Origin of the sequence: Bradyrhizobium zhengyangense (assembly GCF_022012435.1) — a bacterium.
GTDB classification, from domain to species: domain Bacteria; phylum Pseudomonadota; class Alphaproteobacteria; order Rhizobiales; family Xanthobacteraceae; genus Bradyrhizobium; species Bradyrhizobium zhengyangense.
The window spans coordinates 693108-708027 of sequence record NZ_JAKLUA010000001.1 but is presented as its reverse complement, the minus strand read 5'-3'; the positions used below and the strand labels follow the sequence as shown (position 1 = coordinate 708027).

Below are 14920 nucleotides of genomic sequence, written 5' to 3'. Positions count from 1 at the left end.
GCGCGATGGATAATCTCTCGGAGCTCCTCCACGGCTTCACCATCGCGGTTACCGTGCCGCATCTGGCCTTGATGGTCGTCGGCGTTCTGCTCGGCATTCTCGTCGGCGTGTTGCCAGGGCTCGGCGCGCCGAACGGGGTATCGCTGCTGCTGCCGCTGACCTTTGGCATGCAGCCGGTCTCGGCGATCATCCTGCTCTCCAGCATGTATTGGGGCGCGCTGTTCGGGGGATCCGTGACCTCGATCCTGTTCAACATCCCCGGCGAGCCGTCATCGGTCGCCACCACGTTCGATGGCTATCCGATGGCGCGCGACGGAAGGCCAACCACGGCGCTGGCCACCGCCTTCGGCTCGGCCGCGTTCGGTGCGCTTGTTGGCGTCATCCTGATTACCTTCCTGGCGTCATGGGTCGCGCAGGTCGCCCTCGCGTTTGGTCCGGCGGAATATTTCGCGGTCTATTTCCTGGCCTTTGCCAGCTTTGTCGGCATGGGCGGCGCAGCTCCGATCAAGACCGTCGTCGCGCTCGCGATCGGCTTTGCGATCGCCGCCATCGGCATCGACACCGTCTCCGGCAGCGTCCGTCTCACCATGGGCATCGACGAGCTCGTCAAGGGCGTGAATTTCGTCGTCGCGGTGATGGGCCTGTTCGGCATTGGCGAGCTGCTGGTCGCGGTCGAGGAGGAGTTTCACGCCCGTGCCGTTTCCTCGAAGATCGACTGGCTGGAGGTGTTCCGTGCGGTCGGCCGCCTGCCACGCCACAGCGTTGCGTTGCTGCGGAGCGCGGCGATCGGCTGCTGGATGGGGATCACGCCGGGCGGCCCGACCGCGGCCTCCTTCATGAGCTACGGTATCGGCCGCCGCTTCTCGCGCCGCGGCCGTTACTTCGGCACCGGCGAGGTCGAAGGCATCATTTCGCCCGAGACGGCCGATCACGCCGCGGGCACCAGCGCGCTGTTGCCGATGCTTTCGCTCGGCATTCCCGGCTCGGCGACTGCGGCGGTCATGATGGGCGGGCTGATGATCTGGGGCCTCAATCCAGGTCCCATGCTGTTCGTGGACCAGAAAGACTTCGTCTGGGGCCTGATTGCCTCGATGTATGTCGGCAACATCGTCGCGGTCGCTCTGGTGCTGCTGACCGTGCCCGTGTTCGCCGCCTTGATGCGGATTCCCTTCGTGGTCATCGCGCCGCTGATCGTGATCATCTGCGTCGTCGGTGCCTATTCGGTTTCGAGCTCCTATCTCGACGTGGTGATGATGCTGGGCTTCGGCGTCGTCGGCTATCTCTTCAAGAAGCTGTTCTATCCCTTGGCGCCGCTGGTGCTCGCCATCGTCATCGGCGACAAGGCCGAGGATGCGTTCCGACAGTCGATGCTGATGTCCAAGGGATCCCTCGGCATCTTCTTCGCCAACAAGCTGGTGACGTGCCTCGTGGTCGCCGGGATCGCATTGCTGTTGTTGCCGCTGGCGTTGCAGCTGTTCGCGCGCATTTTCCGCAAGCCCGCCAGCATCGAAACGACGACCCAGGAAAAGGTGATCATATGACCGGAAAGCCGCTGATTGCGCTGGCGATGGGAGATCCTGCCGGCATTAGTCCGGAGCTGACGGCAAAACTCGTTACGCAGGATGATATCCGCGCACGGTGCCGGCTCGTGGTCATCGGCGACCGCCGCGTGTTCGACGCGGGCGCGAAGGTCGCAGGTGTCGCGCCTGAACTGACGGCGGTGGAGCAGGGCGCCGATTTCGATGAGCTCACAGGCGATACGCTATTCCTCGATCTCGGCCACCTCGAACCCGCGCGGATCGAGCGCGGCGTGGCGAGCCTTGCGGGCGGCCAGTTTGCGCTGGCCAATTACAAGCGGGCGCTCGAATTTGGCAGGGATGGCCGGGTCGATGCCGTTTGCTTCACGCCCTTCAACAAGGCGGCGATGCGGCTCGCGCGCTCGGAGTATGACGACGAGATCGCCTTCTCCGCGGAGGTGGTGGGCTTGCGGACGCCGGCCAGCGAATTCAACGTGCTGGGTGCGCTCTGGAATGCACGCGTGACCTCGCACATTCCGCTGAGGGATGTTGCTGCAAAACTGTCGAGCGAGCGCATCCAGCGCGCGCTGAAACTGACCGATACCTGCATGCGCAATGCCGGGTTCGCGCGGCCGCGCATTGCGGTCGCGGGCCTCAATCCGCACGCCGGCGACGGCGGCAATTTCGGCCGCGAGGAAATCGATGTCATTGCGCCGGTGGTGGAAGCCGGCCAGCGCGACGGCATTGCCGTGGACGGGCCGTTTCCGGCCGACACCGTGTTCCTGCGCGCCAAGGCAGGCGCCTTCGATGCGGTGCTGACGATGTATCACGACCAGGGCCAGATCGCGATGAAGCTGATGGGGTTCGATCGTGGCGTCACCTTGCTCGGCGGCTTCCCGTTTCCGATCTGCACGCCCGCACACGGCACCGCCTACGACATCGCAGGCCAGGGCGTCGCATCGATAGGCGCCAGCCGCGCCGCGGTGCTGCTCGCGGCGGAGATGGCTGGGCGGCGCGACGCCTGAACGTCGTTCGCGGTTCAGGAAAAACTGGAAACTTCCGCCGTCGAGCCGAGTTGCCAATCCGACGAACGAATCCCGTCGGAGCTGGAACATGCCAGCAATGAAGGTTGCTCTTGCCGTTGCGTTCTCCGCCCTTGTCGCCACACCGGCGATCGCCGCGGCAATGGACGCGGCCGCCATCGCGTCCGCCGAACCTTCGAAGAAGACCCTGTCGAACGAGAAGCCGACCCCGGCCGGGGTGCGTCTTCAGGTCCTGCTGGACCGGGCGCACTTCTCTCCCGGCGAGATCGACGGCAGATTCGGCGAGAATGCCAGGAAGGCGCTTCGCGCCTATGCCGAAGCGCGGCAAGTGCCTGCTTCGGATCAGGTGACGGATGACGTCTGGAAGGCGCTCCAGGCGGACGCGCGGTCGCCGATGACGACCTACACCATCACCGACAAGGACGTCTCAGGCCCGTTCCTGCGCAGGCTTCCGTCCAAGATGGAAGACATGAAGGACATTCCGAAGCTCGGCTACACCAGTCCGCGCGAAGAGCTGGCCGAGAGGTTTCACATGAGCGAGCAGCTGCTGGCGGCGCTCAATCCGGGGCGTCACTTCGATCGCGCCGGCGAGACCATCGCCGTGGTCGACGCAGGCGAGGGCGCTACGCCTGCCAAGGCCGACAGGGTCGAGATCGACAAGGTCAGGCAAACCGTAAAACTGTTCGACAAGTCGAATGCGCTGATCGGGTTCTATCCGGCGAGTGTCGGCAGCGAGGACAAGCCGTCGCCGTCAGGCTCGCTGAAGGTCACCGAGATCGATCCAAACCCGACCTATCGCTACAATCCCGCCTATCATTTCAAGGGCGTTCATTCCCGAAAACCCTTCAAGATCATGCCCGGGCCGAACAATCCGGTCGGCACGATGTGGATCAATCTGTCCGCCGACGGCTACGGCATCCACGGCACGCCGTCGCCGCAAAATATCTCCAAGGGACAATCGCATGGCTGCGTACGCCTGACCAACTGGAATGCCGAACGGGTAGCTGCCAGCGTCGCCAAGGGAACGCCTGTGGTGTTCACGGAAGGCGTTTACCCGACCGCTGCCAGGTAAACCCTCAGGTCACGCCTCCGCGCTCGTCCCCTGGGCAGCGTTGCGAAACCGCGTCGCATGAAATTGTGCGACGCTGTCTCTGGGATAGTCGTGCAGGAAACCGGAGAGCCGGACCAGGGTAGTCTCCGCCGGGCCATCCTGTGCGATCGAGGCAAAGACCTCGTCCCAGTGTCTGCACATCGCGATCTCGCTCGCGTCGGCCTGCGCCAGTTCGCCGCGCAGTTCGCTGACCTCGATCGGCTCGGCAAACCCTTTCGGGGTGATGCTGTCGACGCTGCGGAAAAGGAACGCATGGCCGACGCGTTCGCGTACGGCGGCGCTGACCAGCACATGCGTACCGTAGTTCTTGTTGAGGCCCTCGAGCCGCGAGGCCAGGTTCACGGTGGCGCCGAGCGCAGTGTAGTTCATGCGGTCGCTGGAGCCGACATTGCCGACCACGGCGTCGCCGACATTCAGGCCGTACCGGGTGTCGTAAGGCGGCCAGCTCTCATGCCGGAACTGCTTGTTGAGCGCCTCGTTCGCGGCAAGGCACGCCAGAACGGCGCGGCAGGCGTTGATGGTATGGTCAGGATCGTCAGCCGGCGCATTCCAGAGCGCCATCACGGCATCGCCGATATATTTGTCGACCGTGCCCCGGTGCCGCATGATCTCGTCCGAGAGGACCGCAAAATAGCGCGAGGTGTAGATCATCACCTGCGACGGGTCGGCCCGCTCGGTCTTTGCGGTGAAGTCGGCGACGTCGGTGAACAGCACTGTGACCTCGCGCCTGGTGCCGCCGAGGCGGAGCGAGGCGCCGGTCTCGATCAGCTGCCGTACGATCGGGCGCGGGATGAAGCTGGCAAAACTGCTGACCACGCTGCGCATGGTGAAGACCGAGCGGCCGAGTTCCTCGATCTCGGCGATGGCGGAGCGAATGCGGGGCCGCTCCGCGAGGTCGAAGCGCTGGATCGCGTCGGTCTCCTGGACAAGCTTGCGCAGCGGCTCGGCCATGCGCGATCCCAGCCAGAATGCAAACGGCAGCGTGGCGCCGACGAAGGCGAGCGCCAGCGCGAACAGGGTACGGCGCTCGTTGATGATCCGGGCATAAAACTCGTCGAGCGGCGCGATGATCGCGAGCCGGACATTGGCCGAGCCGGTGGTGTCGAGCCGGTGGACCGCCGCGATATAGGTGCGGCCGGCCTGATCGTCGAAGAACTGCTGGGCCGGCCCGCCGTCGCGCCAGGAGCGGATGATCGGAACCAGCCCCGGCAGCTTCAGCGCGCCGACCTGCGGCAGGTCGTCCTGTCGTTCGGGAATCTCCGTCATGAGACGGGTCATCTCGGGATGGCCGACGATGCGGTCGGCATCGTTGAACAGGAACGCTTGCCCGGATTGCCCGAGCTTCTGTTCCGCCAGCATCGCCTCGAACCGGTTAAGCAGGACGTCGCCGGCGACGACGCCGTGGCGGCCTTCCTTCAAGGGCGTGCGCAGCGTGTAGCCGGGCTCGCCCGTGGCGTAGAACACGTAAGGCCCTGTCAGCAGCGTCTTGTCGTTCTTGAACGCCTCGACATACCAGGGCCGTTGCCGCGGGTCGTAGCCGGTGGGGCCGGGGACCTCCGCGACCTCGATCAGGTTCTCCGACAGATATTGCGTGACCGGCGCTGCTCCCGCCGTCCGCGCGACCACGACCAGCCGGAACGCTGCGTCCTGATCGACCTTCAATCCCGTTCTGAACGCTGGCCTGGCGCGGTCGATCACGTCCATCTCGATGAACGATCCGTCCTCATAGCCGACATAGAGATTGAACAGCTGCGGATTGTTGCGCAGCATCGCCGCCATCAGGGCGTAGAGCCGCGTATTGTCGGCGATCTCTGCCCCCTGAATCGCCGGCAGGCCAGAGAGGATGTCGAGATTGTCGCGTACGGTCTTGAACCGCTCGTCGACATGGTCAGCACCGAGCTGCGCCACCTTCTCGATGAAGCCGCGCGCCGCCGTCCGCGTGATCGATGTCACCCGCGCGAAGCTGAGATAGACCAGGGTCAAGCCGACAAGCAGCACCACGCCCACGAACACCGTGATGATCGATGTCTGGAAGCCGATGCTGAATTGCCGCTTTGTCGGTTCTCCGGTCATCGGAGCTGCGCTAGCGCCTCCGCCAGTATTTTCGAGTTGGTGTTGTTCTCCAACTCGCTGCTCATGCAACACTCCCTATGTTGCAGCAGATCCTTCTTGTTCGCGGTGAATGACGAGGGGCGTGCGCGCGACACAACGGAAGCCGACATGGCTGGTCGAGGTGTCGACCGGTTCGGCGTGGCGCGCGGCGGGGCGATAGCGGCGGCAATAGTTCGGTGCGCAGAGATGCGAGCCGCCCTTGAGAACCTTGCGGGGAATCCTGATGTCGGGGAGGCGAGGGTCGTAGCTTGCATCCTCGCGGCCCCCGCGAGGGTTTTGCGGAATGCAGCAGGGCTTTGCGGCATCGGCTGAGTGCCGGGCCGACCACCAGTCCGAAGTCCATTCCCAGACGTTGCCGATCATGTCGTAGAGGCCGTTGCCGTTGGGCGGGAAGGCCATGACCGGCGAGGTACGCTCGTACCCATCCTCGCCGAGATTCTGGACAGGGAAGTTGCCCTGCCAGATGTTGGCCATGTGCTTGCCGCCGGGCATAAGGGCATCGCCCCAGGCAAACTCTTCCCCCTCGAGCCCGCCGCGCGCAGCGAATTCCCATTCGGCTTCCGTCGGCAGCTCCTTGCCTGCCCAGCGCGCATAAGCGGCGGCATCGCTAAAGGAGACATGCACGACCGGATGGTCGTCGAGGCCTTTGATGTTGCTGCCGGGGCCGTAGGGGTGGCGCCAGTTCGCGCCTCGCACGAACGACCACCACTGGCTCCAGTCGGTGAGATCGGTGATGCGGGGCAGCGGCGAGAACACCAGCGATCCCGCGTAGAGCATCTCCTTCAGCGCTCCGGGATAGTCCTTCGCGTCAGGAATGATCTGGGCCTCAGTGACATGGCCTGTTGCGTCGATGAACTGCTTGAACTGCCTGTTGGTAACAGGCGTCCGATCGATCCAGAAGCCGTCGACGAAGACGCGATGGCTCGGCGCTTCCTCTGGGTAATGATGGTCGGATCCCATGCGAAACGTTCCGCCGGGGATGAAGACCATCTCGCCGGTCTTCGCGTCATCCGGCAACCACTCGCGGTGAGTCAGATCCGCCCGCAGCATCGTTGGAAACTCCAATACGCGTATTCCAGCTGACGCTACGGCGCGGACTTCAGCAGACGACGGCACGTTCCCGGGCATGTTGGACACATTGTCTGGTCCTCCTCTTTTTTGGCGCTCGGGAAGGGACGACGCATCATTGCGTCAACATCTCTTTCCTTTGCGCGCACGCTTTTGGGCACACGGCACGTCATTGCCGCGTGCACTCTGCCATCCGCAAAGCGCGTTCGATCGATATCGCTGAGGTTGCAAAAGGTATCCGAAGATTGACCGGCTGTGATGTGCAAATTGTGCCAGGACGCGCAAGCGAGGCGAGGCTTAATCAAGTCATGCTGCAAATCCGGGCAATTGCGGCACTCCGCAAGCAATTGTCTCGCCGGGATTCCCTAGCGTTTGACTCAAAATGCCAAGGCAGATTGTCGCATCCACCTCGCCTTGCGGTGGTATTGTACTGTCGGTTGCCGCAGAATTGTCGCGCTTCCATAACAGGGTACAGCCATGGGGCAATTCCTTCTGGTTGATTCGAAAAGGCTGGACGGTTTTGAAGGCCTTCACCAGGCCGTCCACGGCTCTCATGTCGACGTGATGCAGCTCGGCCGCGGGCGTTTGCGCGGGACATTGTCCCATGTCGGCATCGACGATTTCTCGCTCAGCATCGGCACCTTCAACGTCGGCATGCGCACGCAACGTGTCTCCAGCGATGACAAGTTGATCATCGGAATGCTGCTGTCGGCCGAAGAGCGCGTCGCGCATTGGTCGTTCGACATGCAGCTCAACGACGTGCTGGTGATCCCGCCGCTGCTGGAGCATGACGGGGTTTTTCACGGCGCATCTGCTTATGCCGCCATGCGGTTCGATCTTGGCGAGGTGACTTCGCTATTCGGCGGTGAAGCGCGGTTGAGCGATCCCGACACCTGGCGCAGCCGCGGCCATTTCCGGGCGGATATCGAGACCGGCGCGATTGCCTCGCGCCGCCTGGTCCGGATCATGTCGCATTTGCGCACGCACAGCGGCGGCCTGACGCCCTCCACGGCCGATTTCTGGAAACGATCGATCGTCGAATGTATGGCGGCGAATGTCATGTCGGCGCTGCCGCCCGACGACGAGGGTTGGCTGCCGTCGGCAAGGCGGCTGATCCGTCGGGTCGAAGAGCATCTCGACGCGGCCGGCAACCGCCCGGTGCATGTGGCGGAGATCTGCGCTGCGCTCGGCGTATCGCGGCGTACCCTGCACCGCGCCTTTCAGGAGGTTTTCGGCCTGGGCCCGGTCAGCTTCCTCCGCCACAAGCGGCTTTGCGCGGTTCATTCCATCCTGCGCGACAGCGCGCCCGGTTCGGTCACCGTGGCTGCCGTCGCGATGGGGCAGGGCTTTTATGAGCTCGGCCGGTTCGCGCAATATTACCTGGCAATGTTCGGGGAGCGCCCGTCGCAGACGCTCGGCGGGGTGACATTGCTGGCTGAAGGGGACGACATCGCAAGGGCCGAACTCGGGTAACTCTGCGACCCTGATGGGCCGCAGCCGCGGCCATGTTTCCCTGCAGATCTGGGCAGTGGTCGACGGCACCAAAGCCCAGGTGCGCGTCACGACGGCCCGCGTGTCCCAAGGCGTTCGACGAGGCGGATCAAATAGCCGTCGGGATCCTGCACGAGAAACTCGCGCTGCCCAACCTCGAGGTCGCCGGCGCGATACCAAGCTTCATTTGGCGGCTCGTAGAGCGGCCATTTCGCACCGTCGAGCGCTTTCAGGATCAGATCGATGCGGTCGACGACCATCTGTAAATTAATGCCGCGACCGAATGGGCGCTGCATCTCGGCGGTTTCCCAGCGGCCGTTCAATTCGCACAGCATCACCTGGAGGCGCCCCCTGACGAGATAGGCAAATCGGGCATCGGGACGGTCATAGGCAATCGCAAAGCCGAGCAGGTCGCGCCAGAACGACAGGCTGGCCTCGATGTTCGAAACGCTGAGCTCAGGCACGAGATCGGCAAAGCCGTCGGGCGGTGCGTGTCCCGTGCTCGGGGAGGTGGCGCGGGCAACGGGGTCGGACAGGAGTGGTGTGGGCATTGCGGCGTCGCCTGATCTGTTGAATCGTTAGTGAGGGCAGTTATCGCAGCGCAGTGATGCGGAGGCCAGCCGCCAAATGATGCGGGCAGACGTTGAGATTACCCGCGGAAACCTCGAACGTTCGTAGGACCGTCCGGCTAGAACAAGATTCCCAACAATTTCTTCACCAGCTCCTCCAGGGGAATCATCGTCAGCAAGAGCGGGAGCACCGGCAAAGCCGTTACGATGGCCAGCTGCAAGATTGTTTCCTTGGTGAAGGGGACAACACGCATTGTCCGCACCACCTCCAGGCTATTGCCCAGATCGGCGAGTGATTGAATATCGCTACTGCCGACCAATGGTTCGTTCGATGGTGTTCCGTGCATCCATTTCGCGTCAAACTCGCGCACGTAGCGCTCGGCCAGCGTGCCATACTCCCGAAGACCCTGCCGCTTGGCGTGAGCAAGTTGGGAGGCGAAAACCAGCAGGGGGCCAAGCGTGACGCACTCGAGAAAGACGACAAGCGACAGGATTTCAAGCACGAAGTCAGACAGTCTGGCGTCGAGGTGATAGATGCGGTTGCCGAGAACACCGGCAAGCAGAACGCCATGGGCCAGCAGGAGCGGGATAAACGCGTAAAGGATGTCCGACAGAAAGCCCAGGCCCGCGACGCGATCCGGGTGTGTCGGCATCAGGCTCAATTCAATGCGCGAGACCTGCCAGAGGAAGCGCGCCCAGATGAACATTCGGAAGTACCAGCGGCACAGCAGGAACTGGAAGATCGGGAGGCTTACGTAGCTGAACCACATTCCGGCGAGTGAAAGCTGCGCGCCGCCAACGGCCGGTTTCGCGTACCAAGTGACCGTGTCGAGTGCGATGTAATGTCGCCAGATGACAAGGATTCCGACGATGTACACGAATAGGAATAGCAGCACCTCAGCGAGCATGGAGTTGCGGAGTCGAACGACCGACTCGATCGCCGAGTCGAACCGCGACATTTGATTTTCCGGTATCAAGTTGCGCTCCAGGAATTGCTTCACAATGAAGCGCATGCGCCGGTGCACGATAATCTCGGCCTCCAGGAGGAGTGGAATGGCGAGCAGGAAGCGGGTGTAGACCTCCACGTCGAACAGGAACGGAACCGGCACGCGGCCGTGAAGTGCGTCTCCCTCGAAGAGCGAAAGGGCGAGAAGCGGAAGCCAGCAAAACAGCGAGATCACCAAAGTGCGCCGTGGCGCAAATTCCAGCTTGTTGCCGGTCAAATGGGCCCGACGCAGGAGCCGGAAGACCGGACCTCCGAGGATCAGCGAGAAGTCTTGCGAATGGTCCGTGAGGAAACCGCTGCCTGGATGCGATCGATGAGGCATCATTGGCTCACTGTTGATGGATGGGGCGCTCGGTCGCTGACGGCAAAGGAGTCACGCAGCCTGACTGTTGAAAGCCACCGAAGCAAAGCAGCGTCCACGGACGTCGATCGGCGGCTTACAAGCATCCCCGATGCCGGGCTTGACGACTGCCGGCACTCGTGTGGGTACGTTGTCGCGGGCGTGAGATCTGGTCAACGTGACGGGCAGTCTATCGCTCTTGGTTGCGCGAAGAACAATCTGACGCGTGTCTGTCTGGTCCATACCCGGACTCCAACGGGCATTCTGGTAAGCCGCGACCGAGCTGGTAATCCCCACCAGGTACGTAAGGGAGTGCAATGTGAGTGTCTTGATGAGCATGACCATTCCTCCCATTGGCCTTGCAGAGATCTAAGCGGCTCTCGCCCCGGTCGAGCCAAGCAGCCTCCGCCACGAAATCAGGCGTCGAGCCGCGAAAGCCGGGTTCGATCGAGCACCTCGAGCCGTCGCTGGGTTGTTCCGTCAAATCGCAAGATATCGTCGTCTCGCAAGATCGACAGGGCGCGCGAGACGGTTTCGAGGGTAAGTCCGAGGTAGTCTGCAATGTCGCGACGCGTCATCGGCAGGTCCATGACTCGCGGATGTGCCAGCCGGTCGTCCATTTCGAGCAGGAATGCAGCGACCTTCTCCAACGATGTCTTCCGCCCCAGAAGCAGCATGTGGTTTTCGGCGTGCTGAAGATTTTGGGTGACGAAGCCGATGAGGTGCTTTGGCCCGGCGCCTTGGTTTGGCATCGCTCCCAGAAGATTGCTTCGCGTCATGATGCGCACATCGGTTTCGACGATAGCTTCGGCGGTAAAGCGGTGCGTTTCGTTGTTCTCGAAACCGAACATGTCGCCGGACAAATGAAACGCGTTGATTTGGCGCCGACCGTCCGGGAGCAGCTTGTAGGTACGCACGGCTCCGGAGTTGATCTGGTAAACGTATTCTGCGTCCTCGCCCTCGCCGAAAATCTCGCTGCCTCTGCGATACCTGAATTCACTGCAGAGCGCGCGATTGCCAGCAACGGCAGCCAGATGACCGTCGATCGGACGGCGCTGCGCCGTATTGATTCTAACCAGCATGGGCCGACCTCCCGTGATTTTCGGGAATAATTGGCAGCGGGAACCGTGCCGGCTTTGATCGAGCGCAAATTCGCCGCGACCTACGTAATTGTCCGGAGCCACGATGTCCGAAGGGGCAGCTGCTGGGAATGCCCGAGGGAGCCCGCCGTGTGGCCAGGCGGGCGCGTTCACGGCTCGAGGGAAAAGCGGGTCTCAGACCTCGCGACCATCGCAGGTCGGCGGTGTTTTGCCCGACGTGTCAACAACGAGCTCAAGCTCCGTGCAAGCAGCACTCTCGCTACTGTGCATGGGGTTGTTTTCACGATTTGGATTGGGGAGCCGTGCCGGCCGGCTCCAGCCTCACGCCCCGCAGACGATCACGCCGTACCAGCCGAGGCCGCGATAGGTCTCGTAGCCCGGCGTCGCGTGGAAGGCGACCATCGCGCCTGTCCGGTCTTGGTAGAAGCCGGAGCGCTCGCCGTTGAGCGACAGCGAGATGCGCTCGCTCAGAATGCCCTGGCCGTCGGAGGCGGCGATGACGCGGAAATGCGAGTCGACCAGCAGTACGCGGGCCTTGTCGCTGTCGCCGACGCGCACGCCCTGCACGATCGCGCGCGCCTGCGGCTCCCAATCGAAATGGATGGCGAGCACGCCGATCGGCGCGCCGTGAGCCTCTCCGCCGGCGCGGACGCTGGCGCAGTAGGTTGCGACCTGGGCGTTGCCGAGCAGCGGCTGGTTCTCGACGTCGCCGGCGACATAGTCGTCGCCGGAGCGCAAGGTCTTCGCCTCGCGAAACCATTTGGTGTGGGCGACGTTCTGGCCGACGACGCGAAAACGATCCGCGCGGCCATTGGCGATGACGTTGCCGTCGAGGTCGCAGAGCCAGAGGTCGAGGTAAACGGTGTAGGCGCCGAGAATGACGCCCAGGCGCTGCGTGGCATGGCTGACCGCGGCCGGAGCGGGCGAGGCGGCGCAATCGACCACGGCAGAATCGGTCGCCCACCAGCGCACGTCGCAGGTGCGCTCATAAAGGTTGCGGTCGATCAGCTCGATCGCGTTCAGGGACAAGTCCATCATGCGCTCGCCGCGCGAGCGCTGGCTCATGCGCTCGATCGAGGCGACGAGATCGCCGGTGCGTTTGGTCAGCTGGGTCTCGAGTTCGCGGGCGATGGTCTCGACCTGCTGGCCGACGCCGCGCACCTCCTGCGCCACCACAGCAAAGCCCGCGCCTTGCGCGCCGGCCCGCGAACTTTCGATCAGCGCGTTCAGCGCCAGCATCTTCATCTGGTTGGTGATCTGCTGGATCGACTTGGTCTTGTCGACGGCGATCTGGTTGACCTCCGCGGTCAGGCGGTTGATCAGCGCGGAAATGTCGGAATCGTCGTTAGCGGGCTCAGTGGTAACAGGCTTGGATTTCAAACCCAGCGCAACAGACATCGGGGGCTTCCCTTGGCAATGACGTCTGACCTGCAATGACCCGGAACTAAAAATTACAGATCGAATGAGACTCGTTTTCGAAGATTCCTGCTAACGCTCACTTAATTTGCTGTCCGCGTGACTGCTCAAATGGTAGTCAACTCGCTCAGCATTTCGGCAATCCACCGCTTTGTGGGCTGCTGACGTTGCAAAATGCCAGGGATTCCCGGTGAATCCCGCGATCGGAAGCGGCCGTCGCGCCGCTGTTTGTACCGGACCACTTGAACCACGAATCATGACGCCTCCCGCCACCGCTTTGCCCGTTGAAATGCCCCAGGCGTTCCTGGGTGTGGTGCGCTCGCTCACTGACAAGCTCTGGCGCGACCGGCTGGACGCAAGAGGTGCGGCCAAGGCGCTTGCCATTGTGCAGCAGCACCAATTGCCGGAACTGCTGGCGCGGGTGCTGGCCGGCCGCGGCGTCGACATCGATGCCGTCCCTGATTTCCTCGATCCGACCATTCGAAAACTTATGCCGGATCCGTTCACGGTGACGGAGATGGAGGCGGCCGCGAAGCGCATCGCCGATGCCGCCGCGAAGGGCGAGGCGGTCGCCATCTTCGGCGATTACGACGTCGACGGTGCGACCTCTGCAGCGCTGCTGGCCTGGCACCTGCGCCATTGCGGGCTCGACCCGCTGATCCATATTCCCGATCGCATCTTTGAGGGTTATGGCCCCAACGTCGAAGCCGTTCGAGGCCTCGCGGCCAAGGGCGCCACGCTGCTCGTCACGGTGGATTGCGGCACCACCAGCATCGAGCCGCTCGCTGAAGCGAAACGGCTGGGCATGTCTGTGGTGGTGATCGATCATCATCAGGCCGGCACGGAGCTGCCGGAGGTCGACGCGCTGGTCAATCCGAACCGGCTCGACGATCTCTCGGGCCTTGGCCATCTCGCCGCTGTCGGCCTCGTGCTGGTGACGCTGGTTGCGGTGAACAGAGAACTGCGCCAGCGCGGCTTCTGGAAGGCGGAGATGCCCGAGCCCGATTTGCTCGGCATGCTGCATCACGTCGCGCTGGGCACCGTCGCGGATGTGGCTCCGTTGATCGGGCTGAACCGCGCCTTCGTCGCAAAAGGGCTGATCGCGATGCGGCGGCGCGACCATGTCGGCCATACCGCGCTGATGGACGTGGCGCGGCTCAACGGTCCGCCCGAAGCCTGGCACCTCGGCTTCATGCTGGGACCGCGCGTCAATGCCGGCGGGCGGATCGGCCGCGCCGATCTCGGTGTCCGGTTGCTGCTCGAAGGCGATAGCGTCGAGGCCGCGCGGATCGCCGCCGAGCTCGACCGCCTCAACAGCGAGCGTCGCGTCATCGAGCAGGCCGCCGAAGCGCAGGCCGAAGCCGAAGCGCTCGCCTCGATCGGGCTGGAAGACAAGCTCGCCGTCATCGTCACCGCGTCCGAAGGCTGGCATCCCGGCGTGGTCGGCCTCGTTGCCTCCCGGTTGAAGGAGAAGTTCTCGCGGCCCGCCTTTGCGATCGCGCTGGAGCCCGGCGGCATCGGCACGGGTTCGGGCCGCTCGATTGCCGGCGTCGATCTGGGCAAGGCGGTGCGGCAGGCCGTGGCCGACGGCATTCTGCTGAAAGGCGGCGGTCACGCGATGGCCGCGGGCGTGACGCTCCGCAAGGAGAAGCTCGCCGAATTCCGTGCCTATCTCGAAAACGCACTGGCACAGGACGTCGCCGAAGCGCGCCACGTCAACGAGCTCTATATCGATGGCGCGGTCTCGGCGCGCGCGGTGACGACGGAGCTTGCGACCACGCTTAATCGTGCCGGACCGTTCGGTAGTGGCAATCCCGAGCCGGTGCTGGCGTTGCCGGCGCATCAGCTCGTCTTTGCCGAGGAGGTTGGGCAGGCGCATTTGAGACTGCGTTTCAAGTCCGGCGATGGCGCCATCGTCAACGGCATCGCGTTCCGTTCGGTCGGGCAAAAGCTAGGGCATGCGCTTCTCGCCAATCGCGGCCAGCAACTGCACGTCGCAGGATCATTGTCAGTCGATCGCTACCAGGGCGCCGAGCGCGTGCAATTCCGCGTCATCGATGTCGCACTTCCGGACCAGGGGCCATCCGTGATTAGGTAACGCATGGTCAGGAAAAGTGCGAAGCGGTTTTACGGCAAGATCATGCGCA

Annotated in this window: 12 protein-coding genes; 5 read left to right on the top strand and 7 right to left on the bottom strand. The window is 63.4% G+C overall.

The features are described 5' to 3' along the window. Positions 1 to 5 precede the first annotated feature (5 nt). From L6637_RS03440 to L6637_RS03430, 3 genes are all read left to right on the top strand, one after another. The gene (locus L6637_RS03440) at positions 6 to 1541 is read left to right on the top strand and encodes a tripartite tricarboxylate transporter permease (protein ID WP_237869184.1); all 1536 of its coding nucleotides are present in this window, start codon (positions 6 to 8) and stop codon (positions 1539 to 1541) included. Beyond that, positions 1538 to 2542, top strand: a complete 1005-nt coding sequence (locus L6637_RS03435) for a 4-hydroxythreonine-4-phosphate dehydrogenase PdxA (RefSeq protein WP_237869182.1) — start codon at positions 1538 to 1540, stop codon at positions 2540 to 2542. The genes L6637_RS03440 and L6637_RS03435 overlap by 4 nt, the downstream gene beginning before the upstream one ends. Before the next feature lie 88 nt (positions 2543 to 2630). Beyond that, entirely contained in the window at positions 2631 to 3632 is a 1002-nt protein-coding gene (locus L6637_RS03430; protein WP_237869180.1) for a L,D-transpeptidase family protein, read from the top strand. 9 nt (positions 3633 to 3641) lie between these two features. Here the strand turns inward: L6637_RS03430 and L6637_RS03425 are convergent, their stop codons facing one another. The 3 genes from L6637_RS03425 to L6637_RS03415 all read right to left on the bottom strand — a co-directional run bounded on the left by L6637_RS03425 (position 3642) and on the right by L6637_RS03415 (position 7385). Further along, entirely contained in the window at positions 3642 to 5744 is a 2103-nt protein-coding gene (locus L6637_RS03425) for an adenylate/guanylate cyclase domain-containing protein (RefSeq protein WP_237857978.1), read from the bottom strand. A 75-nt stretch (positions 5745 to 5819) separates the two neighbouring features. Beyond that, on the bottom strand, positions 5820 to 6833 hold the full coding sequence (locus L6637_RS03420) for a formylglycine-generating enzyme family protein (protein WP_237869178.1): 1014 nt from the start codon (positions 6831 to 6833) through the stop codon (positions 5820 to 5822). A 324-nt stretch (positions 6834 to 7157) separates the two neighbouring features. Beyond that, positions 7158 to 7385 carry a hypothetical protein gene (locus tag L6637_RS03415; RefSeq protein WP_237870043.1) on the bottom strand — a complete coding sequence of 76 codons (228 nt, stop codon included), beginning with the start codon at positions 7383 to 7385 and terminating at the stop codon, positions 7158 to 7160. Here L6637_RS03415 and L6637_RS03410 point away from each other — a divergent pair. Further along, entirely contained in the window at positions 7329 to 8324 is a 996-nt protein-coding gene (locus L6637_RS03410; RefSeq protein WP_237857976.1) for a helix-turn-helix domain-containing protein, read from the top strand. The genes L6637_RS03415 and L6637_RS03410 overlap by 57 nt on opposite strands. Positions 8325 to 8410: 86 nt before the next feature. On the opposite strand, the gene L6637_RS03405 is transcribed toward L6637_RS03410, so the two are convergent. The 4 genes from L6637_RS03405 to L6637_RS03390 form a co-directional block, all read right to left on the bottom strand. Then, the gene (locus L6637_RS03405) at positions 8411 to 8893 is read right to left on the bottom strand and encodes a bleomycin resistance protein (protein WP_237857975.1); all 483 of its coding nucleotides are present in this window, start codon (positions 8891 to 8893) and stop codon (positions 8411 to 8413) included. Positions 8894 to 9030: 137 nt separating this feature from the next. Beyond that, a complete protein-coding gene (locus L6637_RS03400) occupies positions 9031 to 10239 on the bottom strand; it encodes a hypothetical protein (protein WP_237857974.1) in 1209 nt (402 codons plus the stop codon). Positions 10240 to 10673: 434 nt separating this feature from the next. After that, positions 10674 to 11339, bottom strand: a complete 666-nt coding sequence (locus L6637_RS03395) for a helix-turn-helix domain-containing protein (protein WP_237859365.1) — start codon at positions 11337 to 11339, stop codon at positions 10674 to 10676. A 339-nt stretch (positions 11340 to 11678) separates the two neighbouring features. After that, complete coding sequence (locus tag L6637_RS03390) at positions 11679 to 12755, bottom strand: methyl-accepting chemotaxis protein (protein ID WP_237857973.1); 1077 nt, start codon at positions 12753 to 12755, stop codon at positions 11679 to 11681. A gap of 274 nt (positions 12756 to 13029) precedes the next feature. On the opposite strand from L6637_RS03390, the gene recJ reads away from it, so the two are divergent. Beyond that, the gene (gene recJ, locus L6637_RS03385; protein ID WP_237857972.1) at positions 13030 to 14871 is read left to right on the top strand and encodes a single-stranded-DNA-specific exonuclease RecJ; all 1842 of its coding nucleotides are present in this window, start codon (positions 13030 to 13032) and stop codon (positions 14869 to 14871) included. Positions 14872 to 14920 lie beyond the last annotated feature (49 nt).

Excerpts from the sequence above, each read along its gene's own strand:
- L6637_RS03440 (WP_237869184.1), top strand. The coding sequence starts at position 6 with ATGGATAATCTCTCGGAGCTCCTCCACGGCTTCACCATCGCGGTTACC.
- L6637_RS03435 (WP_237869182.1), top strand. The coding sequence starts at position 1,538 with ATGACCGGAAAGCCGCTGATTGCGCTGGCGATGGGAGATCCTGCCGGC.
- L6637_RS03430 (WP_237869180.1), top strand. The coding sequence starts at position 2,631 with ATGCCAGCAATGAAGGTTGCTCTTGCCGTTGCGTTCTCCGCCCTTGTC.
- L6637_RS03425 (WP_237857978.1), bottom strand. The coding sequence starts at position 5,744 with ATGACCGGAGAACCGACAAAGCGGCAATTCAGCATCGGCTTCCAGACA.
- L6637_RS03420 (WP_237869178.1), bottom strand. The coding sequence starts at position 6,833 with ATGCTGCGGGCGGATCTGACTCACCGCGAGTGGTTGCCGGATGACGCG.
- L6637_RS03410 (WP_237857976.1), top strand. The coding sequence starts at position 7,329 with ATGGGGCAATTCCTTCTGGTTGATTCGAAAAGGCTGGACGGTTTTGAA.
- L6637_RS03405 (WP_237857975.1), bottom strand. The coding sequence starts at position 8,893 with ATGCCCACACCACTCCTGTCCGACCCCGTTGCCCGCGCCACCTCCCCG.
- L6637_RS03400 (WP_237857974.1), bottom strand. The coding sequence starts at position 10,239 with ATGCCTCATCGATCGCATCCAGGCAGCGGTTTCCTCACGGACCATTCG.
- L6637_RS03395 (WP_237859365.1), bottom strand. The coding sequence starts at position 11,339 with ATGCTGGTTAGAATCAATACGGCGCAGCGCCGTCCGATCGACGGTCAT.
- L6637_RS03390 (WP_237857973.1), bottom strand. The coding sequence starts at position 12,755 with ATGTCTGTTGCGCTGGGTTTGAAATCCAAGCCTGTTACCACTGAGCCC.
- recJ (WP_237857972.1), top strand. The coding sequence starts at position 13,030 with ATGACGCCTCCCGCCACCGCTTTGCCCGTTGAAATGCCCCAGGCGTTC.